Genomic DNA, 20,170 nt, shown 5'->3' with positions numbered 1-20,170 from the left:
TTTTATTGACTAAAAACGGTACTAATCAAAATAGTCGATGTTTTTCAGTGCCCTCAAATCTATTTGAGGCATTTTTTTTAATTAGCTATAATTTCAATGTTTGAATTTCCTACTTTATACATATTCAAAGCTTTTGAATAATTAAGTAAAAACGAAATCGTTTCTTTTTTAGGTTTCATTTGTTGCGCCGCTAATTTTTTCTTAGAGTAGAGTTTTGCCATTTAAATAATGTTGATTAATTATTAAATAACGACAAAATTTTACTTTTAGTATTAATTAGTTAAAATAATTTGATTTTTCTCAATTATCTTTCTCAAATTTAACAATGCATAACGCATTCTACCTAAAGCAGTATTGATACTTACCCCAGTTAAATCTGCAATTTCTTTAAAACTAAGGTCTTGATACATGCGCATTACCAATACTTCTTTTTGATCTTCCGGAAGTTCTTCTAACAATTTATTTAAATCGGAAGCCACTTGTTCTGAAATCATTTGTCCTTCAATATTTAAAACATTATCAGTCATATAATTAAAAACAGAATATTCTTCCGTATCTCGTTGGTAGGGCATTTTTTTTGCTTTTCGGTAATGATCTACTACCAAATTATGAGCAATACGCATTACCCAAGGCAAAAACTTTCCTTCTTCGTTATACGAATGAGATTTTAAAGTTTTTATGACTTTAATAAATGTATCTTGAAAAATATCATCAGATAAATCTCTATCATTTACTTTCGAATAAATGAAACCAAAAATTTTAGATTGATGTCTTTGTATCAGTGTAGATAGAGCAGATTCATCTCCGCCTATATAATTCTTTACCAATACCGCATCAGGAAGTACAAAATTAGCCATAACAATACCTTTTAGTTATTCAAAGTTCGGGGTTCTAAAAAGTAATTGTTTGTATAGGCAATATTGTTTATGAGATTAATTAATCCAAATTTAACATAATTTTTATTTAAAAAACAAATTTAAACTAAAAATTTAACACTTTTAAAGCAATAAAATAATAAATCACCTTCAAAAAGTAACAATTTTGAAGGTGATTTGCATGATTTTTAAAGAAGATTCTAATTTATTATCACCTTCTTAATCCCTTTTCTATTTCCAGAATGAACTACCATTAAATAAACACCTTTTGATAGGCTGGCTACTTCAATTTCATTTGTATTTGTGGATTGACTTATGATTTTATTTCCAAGAAGATTAAAAATTTCAACTTTATCAATCTGGGAAGTAGCATTTATTGTAATATAATTATTAGAAGGATTACTATAGGTGAAATCATTAAATTCATTAAAACTATCCTGATTTAAAGCACAATTACTGCCTACCACATAAGAAATATATCGGGTTACAGAAAAACCATTAGCATAAGCAAATTTAACTGCATAATTAATTGTAGCTCCAATAGTTTGCCCTGTTATGGTGTGTGTGAAAATTCTTCCCGATACATTGGTCATTTGTGTTTCTGTAAAAGGAGATTGTTTCCATAAAATAGCAACTAACCCTACTCTATCAGTATCCAACATTTCGAAAGTGATTTTTACATCGGTACCAATGGTTTCAAATTCATAATTATAACCAATAGAAAAAGTTCCTTGTTGTGCTACTGAATCAGAACCAGAACATGCTGTTACACCTAAAGTTGTTGCATTAAGTACTATTGAATTATTGGATGCTTCATTTCCTGTTATATCGCTTGCTGCTACAGAAAAAGTATAGTTTGTATTAGGCGATAAACCAGTAATAACAAACGATTTTTGTACACCAGACGTACCTATAGTTGAATTGGTAAGACTACCATAAGCTACATCATAAACTACTGATCCTGAATCGTCGTTTGCATTTAATAATAATTCAACTGATGAACTAGTTACATTACCAACAGTTGCTGTAAAATTTGTTGGAATTTGTGTATCAACAGTAATATTTTGATACACTCTAACGTAATCAATTACCATTGCACTTTGGGTAAAACTTGGGTCAATTGTTCCTGCAATTCCTCCCATAGCAATATTTAATAAAAGATATTGTTCTAAATCGAAAGGCCAGTTACTTGCTGTTTTTACTGCTGGATTGTATGTATAAAACGCCACACCATCTAATAGAAAAGTTATTTGATTAGGCGACCAATTCATAGAATAAACGTGAAAATCTGTTCCTAAATTATTTGCTAATGTTCCACCATAATTTACCGTATTCCCAAATGAAGAAGGAGTATGAAGCGCGCTTTGAACATAATTAATATTTTGCCAAGGCGTAATTCCATGTTCCATAATATCGATTTCCCCACAAGCAGGCCAACTTGTTGTTCCATACGTTGAATTAAAAAAACCACCTATTTCATTTACATTTTTTCCAAGCATCCAAATAGCTGGCCAAGTACCAGCTTCTATAGGTAGTTTAGCTCTGACATCTACTCTACCATATTTAAAGGCAAATTTAGAATTTAATCGTGCCGAAGTATATTGTTTTGTAACACCTTGATCTGTATACGGTTCTTTTTTAGCTACAATATTTAAAAAACCTCCATTAACATAGGAATTTGTTAATTGGTTGGTGTAGTGTTGAACTTCTCCATTAGCCCAGCTATTTCCAGCAATTAATTGTGTTTGATGAAACCAGTTTGTGGCATTAACAGCTCCATTTACATCAAATTCATCAGACCATACCAAATCATTATAAACTACATCTACTTGAGCAAAGCTAATGTTTACAAATAATAGAAAAAATATACTTTTTGCAATTTTATTTATCATTATATTTTAATTTCTCGTTTTTATCCCAAATACCCCAATAAGCCCCTACTTCACCTTCTGCTCCAACTTTCCATGACTCATCAAAAGAAGAAAAATAAAAAATATCTATGTTTGACTCCTTAGACCAATGTTGCGTATTTATGAAATACTTCATTGCATTTTGTTTTGATGGATGAGAATCCTTAAAACTTTCGCCTTGACTTGGCCAACCGGTTTCTGTTATAATTACTTTTTTACCTTTACCGGCATCTAAAGCTTGATAATACATACTTTTCATATGTGCCAATGAATAATCAATATTGCTTCCTTCCCAATACGGATAGCAATTGGTTAAAATAACATCACAAGCTTCTGTTATTCTTGGTTTTATGGTAAATTCGTAATAGGCATCTACATATCCTACAGGAATATTAGCTGGGATTTCATTTTTTACTTTTGCTATAAAATCTAACAATTCATCTTCTGTTAAATCTTTGCGATACATTACTTCATTTCCTACTGCTGCAATATCCACAAACCCTTCATTTGCTAATTGAATTAATGCTTCAATTTCTTTTTCATTTACTTCAGGATTATTACCTAACCAAGCTCCAACTAATGTTTTAATTCCGTATTCTTTAGCAATTTTAGGGATAAACTCATTTCCTTCGGTACAAGAAAAAGAACGCACCCATTTTGTATAAGGTGCAATAATTTCCATACGTCTTCTTACTTGTTCCTCTGAAATAATATCGCCTGGATTTTGGCCGTCTTCGTATAAACTAAAACATAGACCATGCATTCCTATTTTTAGTTCTTGACTAAATAATGAAGATATAATTTCTGGAAACGTGTTTGAAAAATTTAGACCACTAGAAAATGCTCCATTAGCACTTTCATTATTCTTTGAGTATAATATGTAATCTTTTCTAAATGACATTTTGTTACTTATTTAATTTCAACTTTCTTTCTGCTCTTCGTTCTTGTAATTCTTTTTTAATTTTGCTTAGTCTATCTTCATTTAAACTATAATTCCACATAATCCAAACGGCTAATCCGGCAGTTAATGATGGTATAATGATATCTGCAATTCTTAAATTATTCATAGTTTCAACAGCTTGAACAGATTTACCAGCATCGAATCCTACCAAAGACAAAACTAAACCTCCTAAAGCCAAGGCAATAGATTGTCCTATTTTAACCATCCACCAATAAACAGCACCAAAAGTTCCTTCTCTTCTTGGCAATCCGTTTCTAAGTTCATCTAAATCACAAACATCGGCCGTCATACTCATCATAAGTGTAAACAATCCTCCTAATCCAAATGCCATAAAAGGAATTGGTAATAGTAATATAATTGGCATTTCTAAAGAAAATTTAACAACACCTATTTGTAAAATAACGTCATTGAAAAGAACAGCTGTATTTTCATCTACAACAACAAATCCCCACCATTTTAAAATGTATCCAATTATAGATATAAATGTTGAAATGATAAAGGCGTTTCTTTTACCGTATTTATTAGCTAACCAAGAAACTATAGGTATAATTAAAACTGCCGTTGCAAAAGCTCCTAATATTGAAAAAATTGCTGGTACCGTTCCTGCCATTTCATAACTTCCTTTATACATGTAAAAAACAATAATAAAATAGCTAAAAGAGGCTACCATTTGAAAACCATTAAACACTAAAAATGTAGCACCACATAAACGCATAAACGGTAAGTTTTTCGTCATTTTTTTTATATTATTCCATAATATAACTATGTTGTTTTTTAATTCTTTAAATGTGATTTTTGCTTTACTATCTGCATCAGAAACATCATTTTCTTTACAAAAAATAGCAGGCATTAGACCAAAAATCAAACATGCAAAACCAACATAAATAGATAAGGTTCTAACACCATCTGCTTGTGAATCAAATAAATCTTTGTTTGCAATAAGTACCCAAAAAATTGGTACAATCATCCAAGAAACTTGCCCTACACTATTTGCAATACCCATTAATCGAGTTCTTTCTTTAGTATCAGAAGACATTTCATAACCAAAACCAATTAATGGTGTTGAAAAAATAGTATTAGCAAATATGAATAAAATTGAAAAAGTAAGGAAATACCAAAAATTGTAAGTTGAACCATTCTCTTCAAACATTTGCCATTGAACAATAAACAAAACAGCAGATAAAATTGCACCCGCAAAAATATATGGTCTTCTTCTTCCCCATCTAGATTCTGTATTATCTGAAATAAATCCCATTATTGGATCAGATAATGCATCAAAAAACCTTGGAATTGCAGCAAGTAAACCAGCTATTGCAGGATTTATACCATATGCTGTTATTAAGAAAAAGGAAAAAACACCTAATGCTCCAGGCAATAAATTATTAACTAAATGTCCTGATCCAAAAGCAGCTTTTTGAAACAAAGGTACTTTATCAATTGTAGTTGAAGGCCTTGGTTTTAAAGATTCGATATTTTCCATATTAATATTATTTTATGACAACCGTTTGCAATGCTTTTGCAGGAATTGTTATGGTTTTTGTTATATTATTTAGTTTAATTTCTATTGAATAATTTGTTTCAGATGGATTAAAGATAGCGACTGCTATACTTCCATCTGGATTTTGAACTGCAGTTGAAACCACTTCTTTTGAGTTGATTGTGCATCCAATTTTTACAGCACCTGGTCGCATGAATTTGCTAAAGTGTGCCATGGTATAGTATAAAGGCGTAAAATAAACTTCATCTTTTTCTGGATCTACAATTACAGGAGCAACACACCAATTTTTAAACCAATTAGGACCACCTTGACGGTCTAAAACCATATTCCAATCAATCCAACCGTCAACCTGATTATTTAAACATCCAATAATATCATTTGCATAACGATTTACTGGAGCGTATTTTGGATGCAAATATTTGTCTTGCTCACTTGCCCAATCCCAACCCCAATCGGTAGCTTCTTTTTTCCAATACCAAGCGTCGTCTTGCCAATGTGGAATTTCTGAATCGATACAACCTTCTGTTTCAATTAAGTATTTATTTGGTGCTTTTTTATGAGCATATTGCAAATCTTCTGGAAAAACTTCATAAGTACTTTCGTACCAATGAATAGCCATTCCTGCAAAGTATTTTGAAGATTTCTCATCTCTATACATTTCATCAGCCCATTCTTTTATTCCAGCACGGTTTTGGTCATAACCTAAAATTTTAGTGTTTCCCCAACCGTCTTTTTCTAATTTAGGACCTAAATGATTTTGAACAAAATCGGTCATTTCTTTTGGAGAAAATAATGTACTTTCCCAATTATTTCCGTTTCCGTGAGGTTCATTGATAACTGTAACACCCCAAATATCGATACCTTCTTTTTTGTAAGCGTCTAAATATTTAGAAAAATACAATGCAAAAACATCATTATATTCTGGTAATAATTTACCTCCCACATAATTTTTATTGTCTTTCATCCATGGAGGACAAGTCCAAGGTGATGCTATGATATTAAATCCGTCTTTAGATATGGATTTTGCATTTAAAATCATTGGAATTAAATCATCTCTATCATCATCAATAGTAAAGTTATCCAAAGTCATGTCATTTTCGACTTTAGCATAAGTATAATTGCTTAAAGAAAAATCACACGAAGCAATGTGAGTACGCGTTAAAGAATAATTTGCCCCTGATTCACTAAAATAGGCTTCTAACACTTTATTCCTGTTTTTTTTACTCAATCGATTGAGTAACGAAGCCGAAGCTTCTGTAAAAGAGCCTCCAAAACCCGTGATGGTTTGAAATTTTTCATCAGGATTTAAGTCGATTGAGATTACACTATCTTGTTTTGAAAATTCTGTTATTTTTTTAAGAGAATTTCCTGATGCAGAAGTTTCATACACCTCAAAATCTAATTCAGTTTCTTTTGTTGCACAATTTATCATTGTCAAAATTAAAAGGGTAAAAAATATGTTTTTTAAATATTTCATATTATTAATGACTTGGTGGAACTAAAACAGTTTTCATTAATTCATCTTTATTTCCGTTAAAAGTTTTAGATAAACTCTTATTATTTCGTTTTAAATTTTCAAATGTTTTATCATCAACATCATTCCATAAGGCATATTTAGCTTTTCCATCAACTGTAATAATTCCGAAATGATTTTCAGAACCAAGCGGATTGCCACTATCTTTCCAAGGCTCATCAAAAGCCTCAAAGAAAAAACAAGAAATATTTTCTTTGTTTGTCCATTCTCTCATGGCTTTGTAATAAAGTGCTTGTTTGTATTCATCAGATGCTTTTGAACCATGACTACCGTAATGACCATCTGAAATAGAAGCCCAACCCGTTTCGCCGATATGAATAGGTTTGTTTGGACTTATACTATGCACGTATTTTTTTACCGCATTGTATTGGTTTTTTGCAAACAACATGGCTCTATTCATGGCTGCATTAGTTGCATCCTCATTAGATAAATTACCTTGATGACTAGGAATTCTCCAAAATTCTGGATTATAATGTGTATTGTGATAAGGATATGTATGCATTGAAACGTAATCAACTGCATTTATTAAATCTTCTAAATCTTTGGTTTTATAACTATCATCTAATCCTCCCCAAGAGGCAAAATCATCGGAACACGTAATCCATAAATCTTTTGATAATTTATTTTTCTTTTTTAATTGTTGCAAATGATTTACCCATTTCAAAATTACACTAGGTTGCACATAATAACTGGTAGCCCATTTTACCATAGCTTCGTTTCCTACCGCTATAATTTTAACTATATCAGGAAAATTAGATGCTAAACGAACAGCTTCTCTAATTTCAACGGCATTTCTTTCACTCTCTTCGTAGTGATTAGGTTCTAAATCTGTCCAAGCATTTTTACAATCTATCCAAGCTCCCAGCATTACATACATTTCAAATTTTGGATTCTCCCTTTTTAATTGGGAAATAGCTTTTATAACATTAGAAGCATGTGCTAAATGAACATTGTAAGTACGAACTACTTTTATATTAAGAGCCGCTAAAATTTTTAAATCTTCTTTTAATTCTGCTATCGTTGGTTGAACTTCTCTAGAATTCATTCTATATCCACCATAACAAATTGCTAAGTAGTTTGGATTTCCTAATATATCTTTTGCAGTCACTTCTATAGATTTTGGAGTATTTTGTATTTTAGAATCTTTTTTACATGAAAAAACAAACACTAAAAGAGCAATAAATGCAATTGATTTTAATGTTAATTTGATATGTAATATAGATTTATTATACATTTTTTTATTTTAATTCATTTTCTAAAACATGAACAATTATGTAATTAATTTCGTTTGTTCTTTCAAAAACTTGTTTGCTTGTTTTGACATCTAATGAAAGAGAATCAAACGTAGTATTAGAACCTTCGTTGTTTATAACTTCAAGACCTTTATAATTTGATATTTGATATATAATTGGAATTTGGCAATAAGTAAAACAAAGAGAATTTTGATGTAATTCTATTGATTTAGGATTAAAGTTTATATCTACATAGTTAAAGGTTGTAGCTTTAGAAAGAAATTCATCTTTTCTTAATAAACACGGGTTGAAGAATAAATTTCCGTTTTTAACGAAAACGCCTAATTCTCCAAAACGACTTAAAATATCTTCTTTAACCTGACCTGTCATACCGGGTTGTTGTGCGCCTTTTCCTGCAGGAGTATGCGAATATGGATCTGTTGGAAATGCACCATATAATGCAGGTGATTTATGAACCCCAATTCCTTCATTTATTTCATAATAATGTTCTAGTAATCTTCCTACAACTTCTGGCGACTCATTTTCTTCCACTGCTTTTAAACAGCATTCTTGTACTGCTAATTGAAGTTTAGAAACCATGTGCCAATAAATTGAACCTAAACCTTCGTAGCCATAAAATGTTCCAGAACGTCCTGTAAACGATTTATGATTAAAGACTTGTTCAAAAGCTTGTAAAACAACTTTTTTATCTTTTTGAAGTTTATCTGAATAAGAAGTATCAGAAATTGCATCTAGTGCTTTTTCTAAATCGGCAGCATTTTTGAAATTTCCATTAAAATGATATTTTCCAAAACAATCTTTTTCAATAATTTGCGTATTATTAGCCGCTACTAATTCTGATAATAGTTCTGATTTTGAAACTGCTTCATTTGAAATTGTATTTTTCTCAATGAATTTTGGCAGTTCTTTATTTGGATACAGAATATAACTGTATTGATCTTGTCTGAACAACTTACTACTTTTTAAACCATCTAACACTTGTAATGCTTCTTGAGATGACAAATATCCTGAACTTAAGACAGCAACCTGACCTTCTAACATTTCACTCAAGTAAGAAATAGAAACAGCTGTTTCACTTTCAACCGTCATTAAATTATAAGCATGATATAAATTATCCTCTCTTTTATTAGCTGCAATAGAATGATCAATAAACTTTAAACTTACTGCTATAAATCGTTTTAAGCCATCTATAGAATGAGTCCTTTTATTGCCCCAAAAACCATTTTGATATACTTGATGACGGTATTCTGAAGCTGATTTTCCTAATGCATCTAAAAGAGTTTTTCTATCTTCATCTGAAAATTTACCTTCCAATAAAGGCTCATATTTAATTAAGTTTTCTCTAATTGAATGATAAAATTCTACCATTTCATTAGAAATTTTGATATGCTCAACTTCAGTAGTTGCAATCAAATTTTGGAAATAATTTAAAAATCTTCTAAGGTAATAAAGAGTAACCATAGAAACTCCATTTCCTACTAATGCGTTGTTAGCATCATTCCATTCTGGTCGTTGAGTATTTAACCAAATTCCGCCTTCTGGAATAAAATTTGACATTTTTGCCAACACAGTCGCCAGCATTTTTTCAATAAAATTGACTTTATAAATTTCACCATTGGAGTCTTTCAATAAGGATCCGTCTGCACCAATTCGATTTCTTTCTTCACGAATTGTATTATCTAATTCATGATTAAAAACAATAGTATCTTTAGGATTTTTTACAATATCCTCGTATGATTTAATTACATACGGTACATTTGCATAAACAAAAATGTCTGAATTAAAATACGTTTCTAACTTATTAGGTTGGTGATTTTGAATAAATTCTAAAAACTTAAGCAAATAGATAATTTGGTGGTCGCCCCAATACCCAATATAAGACCAAGGATTATCTTCTTCAACTGTTTCCCAATCAAAACCATCTTTTGTAACACGGTACGGATTGTAACCATCAAAAGTAGTTGCGTTTAAGAACTTATGAATCATGTTTTCAATAAACTCTGGAAATGAATGTGCTAATGCTTCCCAATTTTGAAAAATATCTCTCCAGTTTCCTTCGTAGTCTAAAATTTTAGAACCATCAATTTCACTTTGTGTGTTAATTGAAAATTTATTCCATGGTCTACTAGGATCACCATGTCTTCTACTGAATTTTAATGGTAAATATTCAAGGCTTAGACGTTCAAAATCAGAATTATTTTGTTTAGTTGCAAATTCTTTTAAGGTTTCTAATGAAAATAAATTAGGTAATTGATTGAGGCTTTTTTCTATTTTTTTAAATAGTACAGCATTTGCTTTTTTAATGTAAATAAGAAAATCTTGTTTTTCAATTTGGTAATTAAAATCGAAAATTCCACCTCGCATGATATTAAACAACGTATTTGCAAAGTGACGTGTATCTCTTAAATTATCATTTGTTAATTGTAATGCATCAGAAGAAGCATTTAATGCAATTAATTTTTCAGTACCTAATTCAATATCTTGATTAATTAATTGTAAACAATTTTTTTCAGATTGAATGGTATTTATGATTTGGGCAACATCGGAATGATCTTGATTTACGTTAGCCACAATCATCCACTCTTGTTTTGTGTTTTCTTTTAAAATTATAGAAGAATTTAGGAAATAAGCTCCTTTTTCGCCTTTAATATCATTTTCAGCAACAACTTTTTGTTTTTTTCTGAATTTTGAAAGTTGTAAAGAAGAAACCAAATAATTTGGATTTTCTAATCCTAAAGACCAAACAATATTTGATTTTAATGCTTCGCTTGGTTCTGCTTTATCTACAATGATAGCACTTAGAGCAAAAATACCTAAACCACTTTGTTGGTCCAATTCACTTCTTTTATAAGCATCTACCAAATTACTTGCAGCATTTTGCAAATCGCTACTTACACCATACGGCATAATGTTTTGAATTCCGTCTACTAATTCTATTTGGTAATCGTTATCGGAATGATTGATTAACTCTGATTTTCTAACAAAACCGAATTTATTACTAGAATTCCATTGATAACGATATGTAATTTGTAAATCGTGATTTATCTCTTCAAAAATTACTTTATTCCCGTAAAGGTTTTTATATAAATTTCTTGAAATAGCGTAAATATTATCTGAAAAACGTTCAGAAAAAGGTTCCCAAATTTTAATTTCATTATTCCAATGAATTTGGAAAATGGATTTACTACCGGTTATATCATATGATTCAGTAATTTTATCATCTGTATAATATGGAAAAAGTGCAAATTCTGCATTTTTTCTCCCTGCTGTAAGTCCACCATTGCTAGAAATAAACATCCAATGATTAGAATCGCTAACAATGCTCATAAAAAACGGACGCATAGCATCGTTATTGGCGATTTTATAATATTTTTCCCCATTTAATAAAACGATATCCATAGATACCTTTTTATCTTCTATTTCATTTTCAGCAAATATTGTTTGGCTATTGTTCATGATAATTTTTAAAGTAATTCTACATTATTTTTTTCATAATAAACCCTAGGCCATTTATAAATAGCCTAGATGTTATTATTTTAAATTTCAATTATTTAAATAAATTTAATTATTGGTAAACTCTAATATAATCTACTAACATTTCTTGAGGAAAAACAGTATCTTGATTAGGAGAACCCGGTAAATTACCACCCACTGCCATATTAAGAATCATGAAAAAAGAATCGTTAAAAACCCATTCCCCAGGAACATCATCAGGAGTAATTTGATTGTATAATACATCATCTACATAATAATTGATGTAATTTTCTCCCCATTCTATTCCAAAAACGTGAAAATCATTATCAAATCTATTATTTGTAAGTGTATACGTTTTAGAAATAGAAGCTCCACCCGAATAACCTGGTCCATGAACTGTTCCAAAAACAGAAGTTGGTCGATTTCCTAAATATTCCATAATGTCGATTTCTCCACAAGCCGGCCAACTCACTTCGTCTATATTAGAACCCAACATCCAGAAAGCAGGCCATAATCCTTTACCCCAAGGTAATTTTATACGAGCTTCAAAACGACCGAATTTTTTTTCAAATTTTCCTTTAGATTGAATTCTTGCTGATGTATAACCCGAGCCTAAGTATAGTTCTCTTTTTGCAGTTATTTTAAGCATTCCGTTTTCTACTACAATATTTTCAGGACGACTGGTGTAATATTGTAATTCGTTATTACCCCATCCGTTATTTCCTGTACCAATATCGTAAGTCCATAATTCACTATCAGGAGCTCCGTCTACATTAAATTCATCTTGCCAAACTAATTGCTTCATTGTTGTAACCGTTTGTTTCTCATCTGTAGAACAACCTAATAATACGAACAATGTACTTGCTAAGAGAATACTTTTCTTTATATTTTTATTCATTTTCGGTATCTTTTATAATGTTAAATGTCTGGTGTTAGTTATAAAAATAAATGTTGTCAACATAAATAACAGAACTATCACCACCTTCTAAAATAAGTTGTGCTAAATGCGATCTACTTACTAAACCTGGCATTGCTGAAAAAGGAATATTTATAGATATCCAACTTTGAGAAACTACAGCAGTTGACGTAGTTGCAGTAAATGTTGTAGAATGTCTTGTATCATCGCCACCACCATAAACACCATCTGCACCAAAATCTACTAAAAGTACTCTTAGTTGTCTTCCTGGAGCAATTGGACCTGGAATAAAAGCATCTAAATGAACATGAGTCATTGCAGTAGCATCAATAGTTGGGCTACTAAACTCAATACCCACAAAATTAAAAATTGTATAATTTAAAATGTTGTCTCCATTAACTGAAAAATCATTAGAAAGCGTAGTTTGCCAAGGTGCCCAATACCCATTATAATAATTTACTGGAACATTTACATAATGATCAGAGAAAAGAGAAATTACATTAGATTGTGGTCTAGTTGGAGTTGGAGCATGAACAAATGTTCCTTGACAATTGATGGTTAAACTTCCTGTTGCATTTGTATCTCCAAATGTAGCTGTAATAACAGATGTTCCAGCACTTAAAGAAGTAACTAAACCTGAAGGATCTACTGAAGCCACACTAGGATTTGAAGATGAAAAATTCATATAAGATGGACTTATAGTAACCGATTGATTAATACCTGTAGGTAAATTAAATGTAGCTATTACTCCTTCTACTCTAGAATTAACTCCAACAAAAGTGGTTTCAGACACATTGTTACCATTTTCTATTGACGCTTGGCCATGAGCAATTGTTCCTAATTTTTCAAATCTTAATTCATCAATCCATAATGTATAACCAAATCCATTAGTTCCGTTAGTTCCTGCAGCAAATCTAAACATACCTCTTTCATGTAATAATTTAGAAGCATCAGGAATAGGAATTATATATTTTGTCCATTGCGTACCAACACTTACATCTTTCATGGTAACCATATATTCGTTAGGAAAGAAATCCTCTCCAAAACCAAATTCACCTATTGTTACACCTTGAGATGATCTTGCCCAAAAAGTTAAAGCATCAAAATCTGTTAAATCTCTTCCAGCTCCATCTATTCTGAAGATACCTCCTGCATAACTTCCTAGTGGATCATCTGCATTTGGCACATCAATACGAATAGAAGCATTTCCCATATAAGCTTCGTTATCATCTACAGAAAAAGCAGTAAATTTAGAATCTCCGTAAGGGAAATAAAAATCACTTCCTAAACCAATAAAATCATCGGTAAAAATTTCTCCATTTTTTGAAAAGGTAGCTAATGTAGCATCATCAGACATTTCTCTATCACAATTCAAATTAGTAATTAAAACTAATCCTAAAAGAAATGCATTTCTTAAATAATTAAATTTCTTATTTTTCATTTTCTTTTTTTTTTAAAATTATTTTCCAATATTAATGTGAATGTATGTTCTAATTTCCCATTCTGAACCGTTTCCAAATCCTACAGGACTAATTGCTGGTACCGGAGGAAAAGTATTAGGCGCTACCGCATTTGGTGAATAACGTGGTGAATATTGGTCTAATGAACGCCAAATACCCATGATTCCAATTCTAGTATCTGGTAATATAAACCAACTTGGTTTACCTACTGAAGTAGAGATATCAATAGAAGTCTGAACTGGATAAGTTAAGTTAAAATCACGGTGATAATCGTATGGCCCCCAATCGTTAAATTTAACTGAACTTGTTAATTTAACTTTTCTATAAATCATTCTAAGGTCTCCACCCGATCTATAAATTGTTCTTTCCGAATCACCATTTCCTTGACCATTACCAAAATAAATATTAGCAATTAAACCAAGATCTGGACTAATTTTAGAAACGATTCTTGTGTTAGATTCCCATAAATCTTGAGCTGGTGCCGATTTTTCAAAAGCAAAAGCAGTACGATTCGCTAAAAATCCGATAGCAGCATCCATAGTGGTAGGTAAATGACGGTAAACAAAACCAGTACTGAAAGCAAATTTGGCATCTTCAACCATATCATTATTCCATTCATACATCCAAGTAGCTGGAGTTGGATCCCAAGTTAAAAGTAACTCACCACCAACAGTTTCTCTATTTGCTCTTACTACAAATGGATCATCTTGAAAATTTCTTAATCTTCCAGGGGCGTCTACTCCATTTGGCATAGCATCTACTAATGGTTTTTGCCATAAAAAGTTAGGTGCAATCTGTAAATTCGAATTCACATTATAGGTAAAACCAGTTAAGAAATTCATCTGATTTCCACTTCCACTATCTTTTAATCTCCATCCTGTAAAAGTTTGTACATTATCTGCACCTCCATTAGCTACTAATCCCATGATAGCACCTTGCGTGTAGATATTAAATCTTCCTTTTGAAAAAGTAAACTTAGCTTTACCACCCCAATTGTCTTTAGCATTAATGTAATCATTATACACTATACCATTTTCATACATTTGAAAAGAACTTCCATTTAAAGGACTTCCGCCCCAAATACCTCCCAATGTTACACCGAAAGCACCAAATTTTCTTTGTAATGCAACCGTTGCTCTTTCAGTTGGCCAAGCAGGAATAATACCTGTTCTAACTTGTGTTTGATTTAAAATACGTTTTCCTGAAGCATCATATTCAATGTTCGTATTAATATCTCTATGATAAATACCCGTGATATCCCAATTTAAAAGCTTTTTACTGTATTTTAATAAATAAGTTGGATTTGCTCCCCACCATAATTGAGGTCCAATAGCTACTTTTAACCCATCTAAATTTCTTTTACCATCTATTTCAAAACCTAAAGTTTCTCCATTATAAATATCTAGATTAGGACCATAATTTGCTTCTGGATATAAAGCAAAAATATCTCCTTCATATCCCCAGTGATAATGTCCAGTTCTATAGAATCCTCTTAATTCAAAGTCTTTTTCATTCCAAGAATAAGAAGCATTATACACTTGAACTCTGTTATTATCCCCTATTACTACAGGTCCGTCTGGTGTATCCACTGTTTGAGTACGACCTCTATTTTCGTAAAAAATCTCATTGATTGGATTTTCTGCAACACGTCCTAAAATATTAACATTTACGTTTGCTTTCATGTTAGGCGCCGGATTACCTTCTACACCAATGAAATAAGATTCCATATGATCAAAACCTAATTGGTTTGGATAAACAACATTATCGGGATCTGCAACATCTGGAGTTGTAATTAAACTACCACCTGTATTAAAAGTTGTAAATTCAGCTCTTAAATTGCTTATTTTTAGTATTTCACCATCATTACCTCCCATGGCTGCTTTGTCTGATCTTGCTCTTAAAACAGCATCCATTAAATTAATGTTGTTGAAATATTCATTCATATTTTCAGAAGTTATCCCTTCATCAAATGGACTAATTTTATGAACTTCTTTAATTGCATAATAAGCCGCTCTTGGATACAATTCATATAAACCTCTTGAATTAACTGGACCTTTAGCACAAATTCCAAACCACTCTTCGTTCATATTATTTTGACCTTCTTGAAAATCGAATGTATAACCTCCGTTTGACCAAGAAGCGTTATTATCGTGAACTTCTAAATTCTTAGTTTGGCCATATTTCCACCAACCATCACTAAACTGAAAAGTAAATCCACCAATTGAATTTTGAAATTTACCCAATCCGGCTGCATTAGAATAAATATCTTTCCAGTTTTCAACTAAATAATAAGCTTGTGCTTTTTGATCTTCTTGATTATCTTTTGCATTAAAAGCATCTGAACCAAATTCAGTAAATAACAAAGGTTTGTCAAATTCTCTCTTAACTCTATCAAAAGCATCTGTAAAAGTTACACCTCTGTACATATTTACACCTAAAATGTCTATATCTTTACATTCTTTAGCAATAATATCTAGAAATAATAAATCTCCATTACAAATTGCCATAGGATGAGAATTATCTATAGCTTTCATCTCTACAACAGCTTTGTTAAAAATTTTATACATAGCTTCCGCTCTTGTAGTAGACTTTCTCTCTTCAATTGGAATATCTTCTGTTTCAGCTCCGTCCCAAAAAAGACCATAATTATTTTCGTTACCTAATAAAAATAATAAAACACCAGGGGTGTTTTTATACTCCGTAACCATACTTTTAACTTCAGACAAAAGCAATTCTTGTGTTCTACTATCTGAATATTCTGTATTTGCAACCCATGAACCATCAATAGTTAATCCGTATCTTCCAAATGAATGATTTAACATCGTATAAATACCATGTTTTTCGTAAATGTATTTTATCCATTTAGCGGGAACACCAGTATACTGTCTTACTGTATTTACGCCCATATTTTTTAAAAGCGCCATTTCTGAATCTAAAGCAGACATTATCAAATCATCTGATTGTTTCCATAGACTATAATTATAATTGGTTCCAATTGGAAAATAATCCCAATTCATACCCTTTACCATAAAGTCTTTTCCATTGACTTTTAGTCGATGACCTGAAGCACTATTTTCAACAACAACTTTGTCTGCTTGTGCATAAATTGAAGACGAAAAACAACATAAGGTTAGTAATAAAATAATTTTTCTCATATAGTAATTTGATTAAAATTTTAATGATTTATATAATAGTTTAAGAGACTCATTTTTAAAACGCATTTATACTTTTTTTATTTAAAAAATATAATGGTGTTAATACTTTCATAAAAATAAAAGTATTTATTGTATAAAAATCAAAAAGAACCACAACAAAAAACATACATCACAATATATTCCTAGTATTTTTATCAAATAATCAACAAAACAAAGAAAAAAGTAATGTAAAAAAAATATAAAAAAATCGAACTAAAACGTTAGTGTTGAGCTATTGTATAGGTATAAAAAGCTTTTTTGTATAGTTTAAAATTGAAGTATGTACTCTACAAGCCCTTGTTCATGTGGTAAATCCATTTTTTTACGCAAACGATATCTTTTTATTTCAATACTTCGTAAAGATATATTAAGAAGTGGTGCTATTTCCTTTGAGGATAAGTTTAATCTTAAATAAGCACATAAACGAAGATCGTTAGGAGTTAATGAAGGGTGGCTTTCTTTTACTTTCTTTAAAAAATTATTATCAGCACTATCAAAAGCTTCTTTAAAAAGATTCCAAGTATTTTCTTCTTTAACATTTTTATTAATAGTAGAGATAACCGATTTAATACTGTTTGTTGAACTATCAGTTGAATTTTTTAAATCGCCTTTAATTATATTTAAAAGTTCGGTTTTCTTAATTAAATTCATAGTTGAAACGGCAAGCTCTTTATTCTTTTTATCAACATCTTGCGTTAGTTGTTCGTTCTGAATTTTCATTATTTTCTGTTCATTCTCTAATTCTTTAAGCTCTAACAAAATATTGTTTTCAGAAATAATTCTTTGATGTCTTTTTTCATGATAAATTGTATAAAACTTATGAATATAGTAAGCTAGAATTACAAATAATATAAAATAAATAAACTTTGCCCAACTATTTAAATACCATGGTTTCTTAACAACAAAAGAATAAGTCGCTATATTATCTGTAACTGAATTTGCAACTTTAGCTCTTACACTAAAAACATATTCACCAGCAGGCAAATTTTCAAATAAAATATGAGAATTGAATGACCATTCACTCCATTCATCATGCAAACCAACTAATTTATATTGGTATTCTGCGTTAATATATTTGTCAAACTCTGGTACAGCAAAACTAAATGCTAAATTGTTCTCGTTATGCTTAAAAATTCCATTTTCTGAAATGGAAACATTTTTAGATTTAGAATTTAAAACATTATTAGAAATTCCAAAGATTGAAACTTTATAATTATTAAATTTAAAATCATCATTATTTAAAATATAATATCCATCTGTTGTACCAATTAAGTATCTATTATCATTAAGTTGTAAGATGTTCTCATAACCAGATATTGAATTTGTCAAAGATGATGGAATTGGCAAACTATTTTTCTTTAAATCAGAGGATAGTTTTCCAGATGAATAATAGTAAATATAATTTTTCGTAAAAAACCACAATTTATTTGATTTATCAACGATCATTTTACCGGTTACATACTCATCATTATCAAATATTGAACTAATTGATTGGTCTCTTTCAAATGCTTTTGTTTTACTATTCATTCTAAACACGCCTTCTTTTGAAGCATAATAAATTTGATTATTATACTTAGCTAGGCTTGCATTTTTACTTTTAACTGGATTTTCAAACTTAAATAAATTAGTGGCATTTAAAATGGGTTTATCTATTGAAAACTTGTAAACACCTTTGTATTCGTGACTTACAAATATTTCATTTGAATTATGTATTTCGAAATACTTTGAAGAGTAATTAAATCCTTTAATTTTATGCTTAAAAACCCAATTATTATTCTTTTTTTCTAAAACTGTTATTCCATTATAATTTCCTTGAAGAATATAGTTACTTCCTTGAGCTAATGGTTCAAATTTCCAAGTTCCTGATGCTGAAAAAATAAGATTAGCGCTTGAATTATTTACGATAAATGTTCCAGAATCGTGTCCGCAAAAAAGTGTGTTTTGATAAGAAAACAAAGACCAAACTTGCCCTTTTGTATTTTGAACAAATTCGAATTTAGCATCAGAATTTAAATTTTTATAAAACAATCCTTGATTAGTACCAATATACAACTTGTTGTCATAAACAATGGAAGTATAAATTGATCCTAAAATCCCGGTATTATCTAGATAGCTATTGATTGGAGATTTAAGATTGATACAATTAATGCCGTTATCGAGACCTATCCATAAATTTTTATCGAGATCTTCAAAAAGAGAAAGAGCTGTATTATTGCTTAATCCTGAATTTTGAGTAATATGGTAAACTAATGTTCCTTTTTTGGACAAAATAAATATTCCGTTTGAAATTGAACCTAATGCGATACTTCCATCAGATAATATTTGACTACTGTAAATATTACTTTGCTGAATTTGAGCATCAATATTAGTTTCAAATTTACTAAACACCCCCTCTTTATACTTAAAAATTCCTTGCTTTTGAGTAACTAAAATTAAACCTTCCTCAGTATCAAAAATATTAATCAGTTTGTTTTTATTAATTATATCGTTACTTAAAAACAATTTACTTTTGCCCTGATCTATTTCATACAATCCTTCTGTTGTTTGAAAATAAATTCCATTAGCTGTTTTAAATGCTTTATTAATAATGCTATTTGGATTTATAATGGTAAATGATTTTGTTTTAACATTATAAGCATATATTTTCTCTAGCGATTGAAAAAGTATCCAATTATCAAAAGGAAAAATTCCCCAAAATTGTTCATCATCATTAATTTTATCTTTGATGCTTTCACTTAATGATGTATAATTCAACTGTCCATTTGAAGCTCTTTGCCAATAGCCAAACTCCATAAATGCTCCTGTATAAACTTTATCATTAATACACTTTACCGCACGAATAATTGTTTCGTTAGGAGAAGGGTTTAATATCCATTTAGAACCATTAAACTCTAGCAAACCATCATTATTTGCAAAATACATAAATCGATGATTATCCTGAGAAATCATCCAATTCTGAATCCCTGCATTATAGATATCTTTAGAATACTTAACAATTGGAGGTAATTGTTGTGCTGAACAAACTAAAGAAAATAAAATTGTCAAAAATTTTATTTGATTTTTAAGAAATTGCATTTTCAATGATATTAGAAACT

The 20,170-nt window shown here is 30.3% G+C and carries 12 protein-coding genes; all 12 read right to left on the bottom strand.

All coding sequences use genetic code 11. The features are described 5' to 3' along the window. Positions 1 to 77: 77 nt before the first annotated feature. Entirely contained in the window at positions 78 to 221 is a 144-nt protein-coding gene (locus tag GFJ99_RS13650) for a hypothetical protein (protein ID WP_008253472.1), read from the bottom strand. Between the two features lie 51 nt (positions 222 to 272). Then, positions 273 to 857 (bottom strand): RNA polymerase sigma factor, encoded by a 585-nt coding sequence (locus GFJ99_RS08330; RefSeq protein WP_153208323.1) that lies wholly within the window; start codon positions 855 to 857, stop codon positions 273 to 275. A gap of 218 nt (positions 858 to 1,075) precedes the next feature. After that, the gene (locus GFJ99_RS13905; RefSeq protein ID WP_162523944.1) at positions 1,076 to 2,767 is read right to left on the bottom strand and encodes a family 16 glycosylhydrolase; all 1,692 of its coding nucleotides are present in this window, start codon (positions 2,765 to 2,767) and stop codon (positions 1,076 to 1,078) included. Continuing rightward, positions 2,757 to 3,686: a glycosyl hydrolase family 17 protein gene (locus tag GFJ99_RS08320; protein ID WP_153208322.1), complete on the bottom strand. Its 930-nt coding sequence runs from the start codon at positions 3,684 to 3,686 to the stop codon at positions 2,757 to 2,759. The genes GFJ99_RS13905 and GFJ99_RS08320 overlap by 11 nt, the downstream gene beginning before the upstream one ends. 4 nt (positions 3,687 to 3,690) lie before the next feature. After that, the gene (locus tag GFJ99_RS08315) at positions 3,691 to 5,226 is read right to left on the bottom strand and encodes an MFS transporter (RefSeq protein ID WP_153208321.1); all 1,536 of its coding nucleotides are present in this window, start codon (positions 5,224 to 5,226) and stop codon (positions 3,691 to 3,693) included. 7 nt (positions 5,227 to 5,233) lie between these two features. Next, positions 5,234 to 6,721 (bottom strand): glycoside hydrolase family 30 beta sandwich domain-containing protein, encoded by a 1,488-nt coding sequence (locus tag GFJ99_RS08310; RefSeq protein ID WP_153208320.1) that lies wholly within the window; start codon positions 6,719 to 6,721, stop codon positions 5,234 to 5,236. Between the two features lie 4 nt (positions 6,722 to 6,725). Then, entirely contained in the window at positions 6,726 to 8,012 is a 1,287-nt protein-coding gene (locus GFJ99_RS08305; protein WP_153208319.1) for a glycosyl hydrolase family 17 protein, read from the bottom strand. Positions 8,013 to 8,016: 4 nt separating this feature from the next. Continuing rightward, complete coding sequence (locus GFJ99_RS08300) at positions 8,017 to 11,487, bottom strand: hypothetical protein (RefSeq protein ID WP_153208318.1); 3,471 nt, start codon at positions 11,485 to 11,487, stop codon at positions 8,017 to 8,019. A 109-nt stretch (positions 11,488 to 11,596) separates the two neighbouring features. Beyond that, positions 11,597 to 12,403, bottom strand: coding sequence for a family 16 glycosylhydrolase (locus GFJ99_RS08295; protein WP_008253480.1), 807 nt, complete (start codon positions 12,401 to 12,403; stop codon positions 11,597 to 11,599). 34 nt (positions 12,404 to 12,437) lie between these two features. Then, complete coding sequence (locus GFJ99_RS08290) at positions 12,438 to 13,862, bottom strand: Ig-like domain-containing protein (protein ID WP_008253481.1); 1,425 nt, start codon at positions 13,860 to 13,862, stop codon at positions 12,438 to 12,440. An 18-nt stretch (positions 13,863 to 13,880) separates the two neighbouring features. After that, positions 13,881 to 17,036 carry a glycoside hydrolase family 2 TIM barrel-domain containing protein gene (locus GFJ99_RS08285; protein ID WP_153208317.1) on the bottom strand — a complete coding sequence of 1,052 codons (3,156 nt, stop codon included), beginning with the start codon at positions 17,034 to 17,036 and terminating at the stop codon, positions 13,881 to 13,883. 306 nt (positions 17,037 to 17,342) lie between these two features. Further along, the gene (locus GFJ99_RS08280; protein WP_305069017.1) at positions 17,343 to 20,120 is read right to left on the bottom strand and encodes a triple tyrosine motif-containing protein; all 2,778 of its coding nucleotides are present in this window, start codon (positions 20,118 to 20,120) and stop codon (positions 17,343 to 17,345) included. Between the last annotated feature and the right edge of the window lie 50 nt (positions 20,121 to 20,170).

Source organism: Flavobacterium sp. LMO6, from assembly GCF_009495795.1.
Classification (GTDB): domain Bacteria; phylum Bacteroidota; class Bacteroidia; order Flavobacteriales; family Flavobacteriaceae; genus Flavobacterium.
The sequence above is the reverse complement of the archived record's forward strand: the minus strand, read 5'-3'. Positions and strand labels throughout refer to the sequence as shown.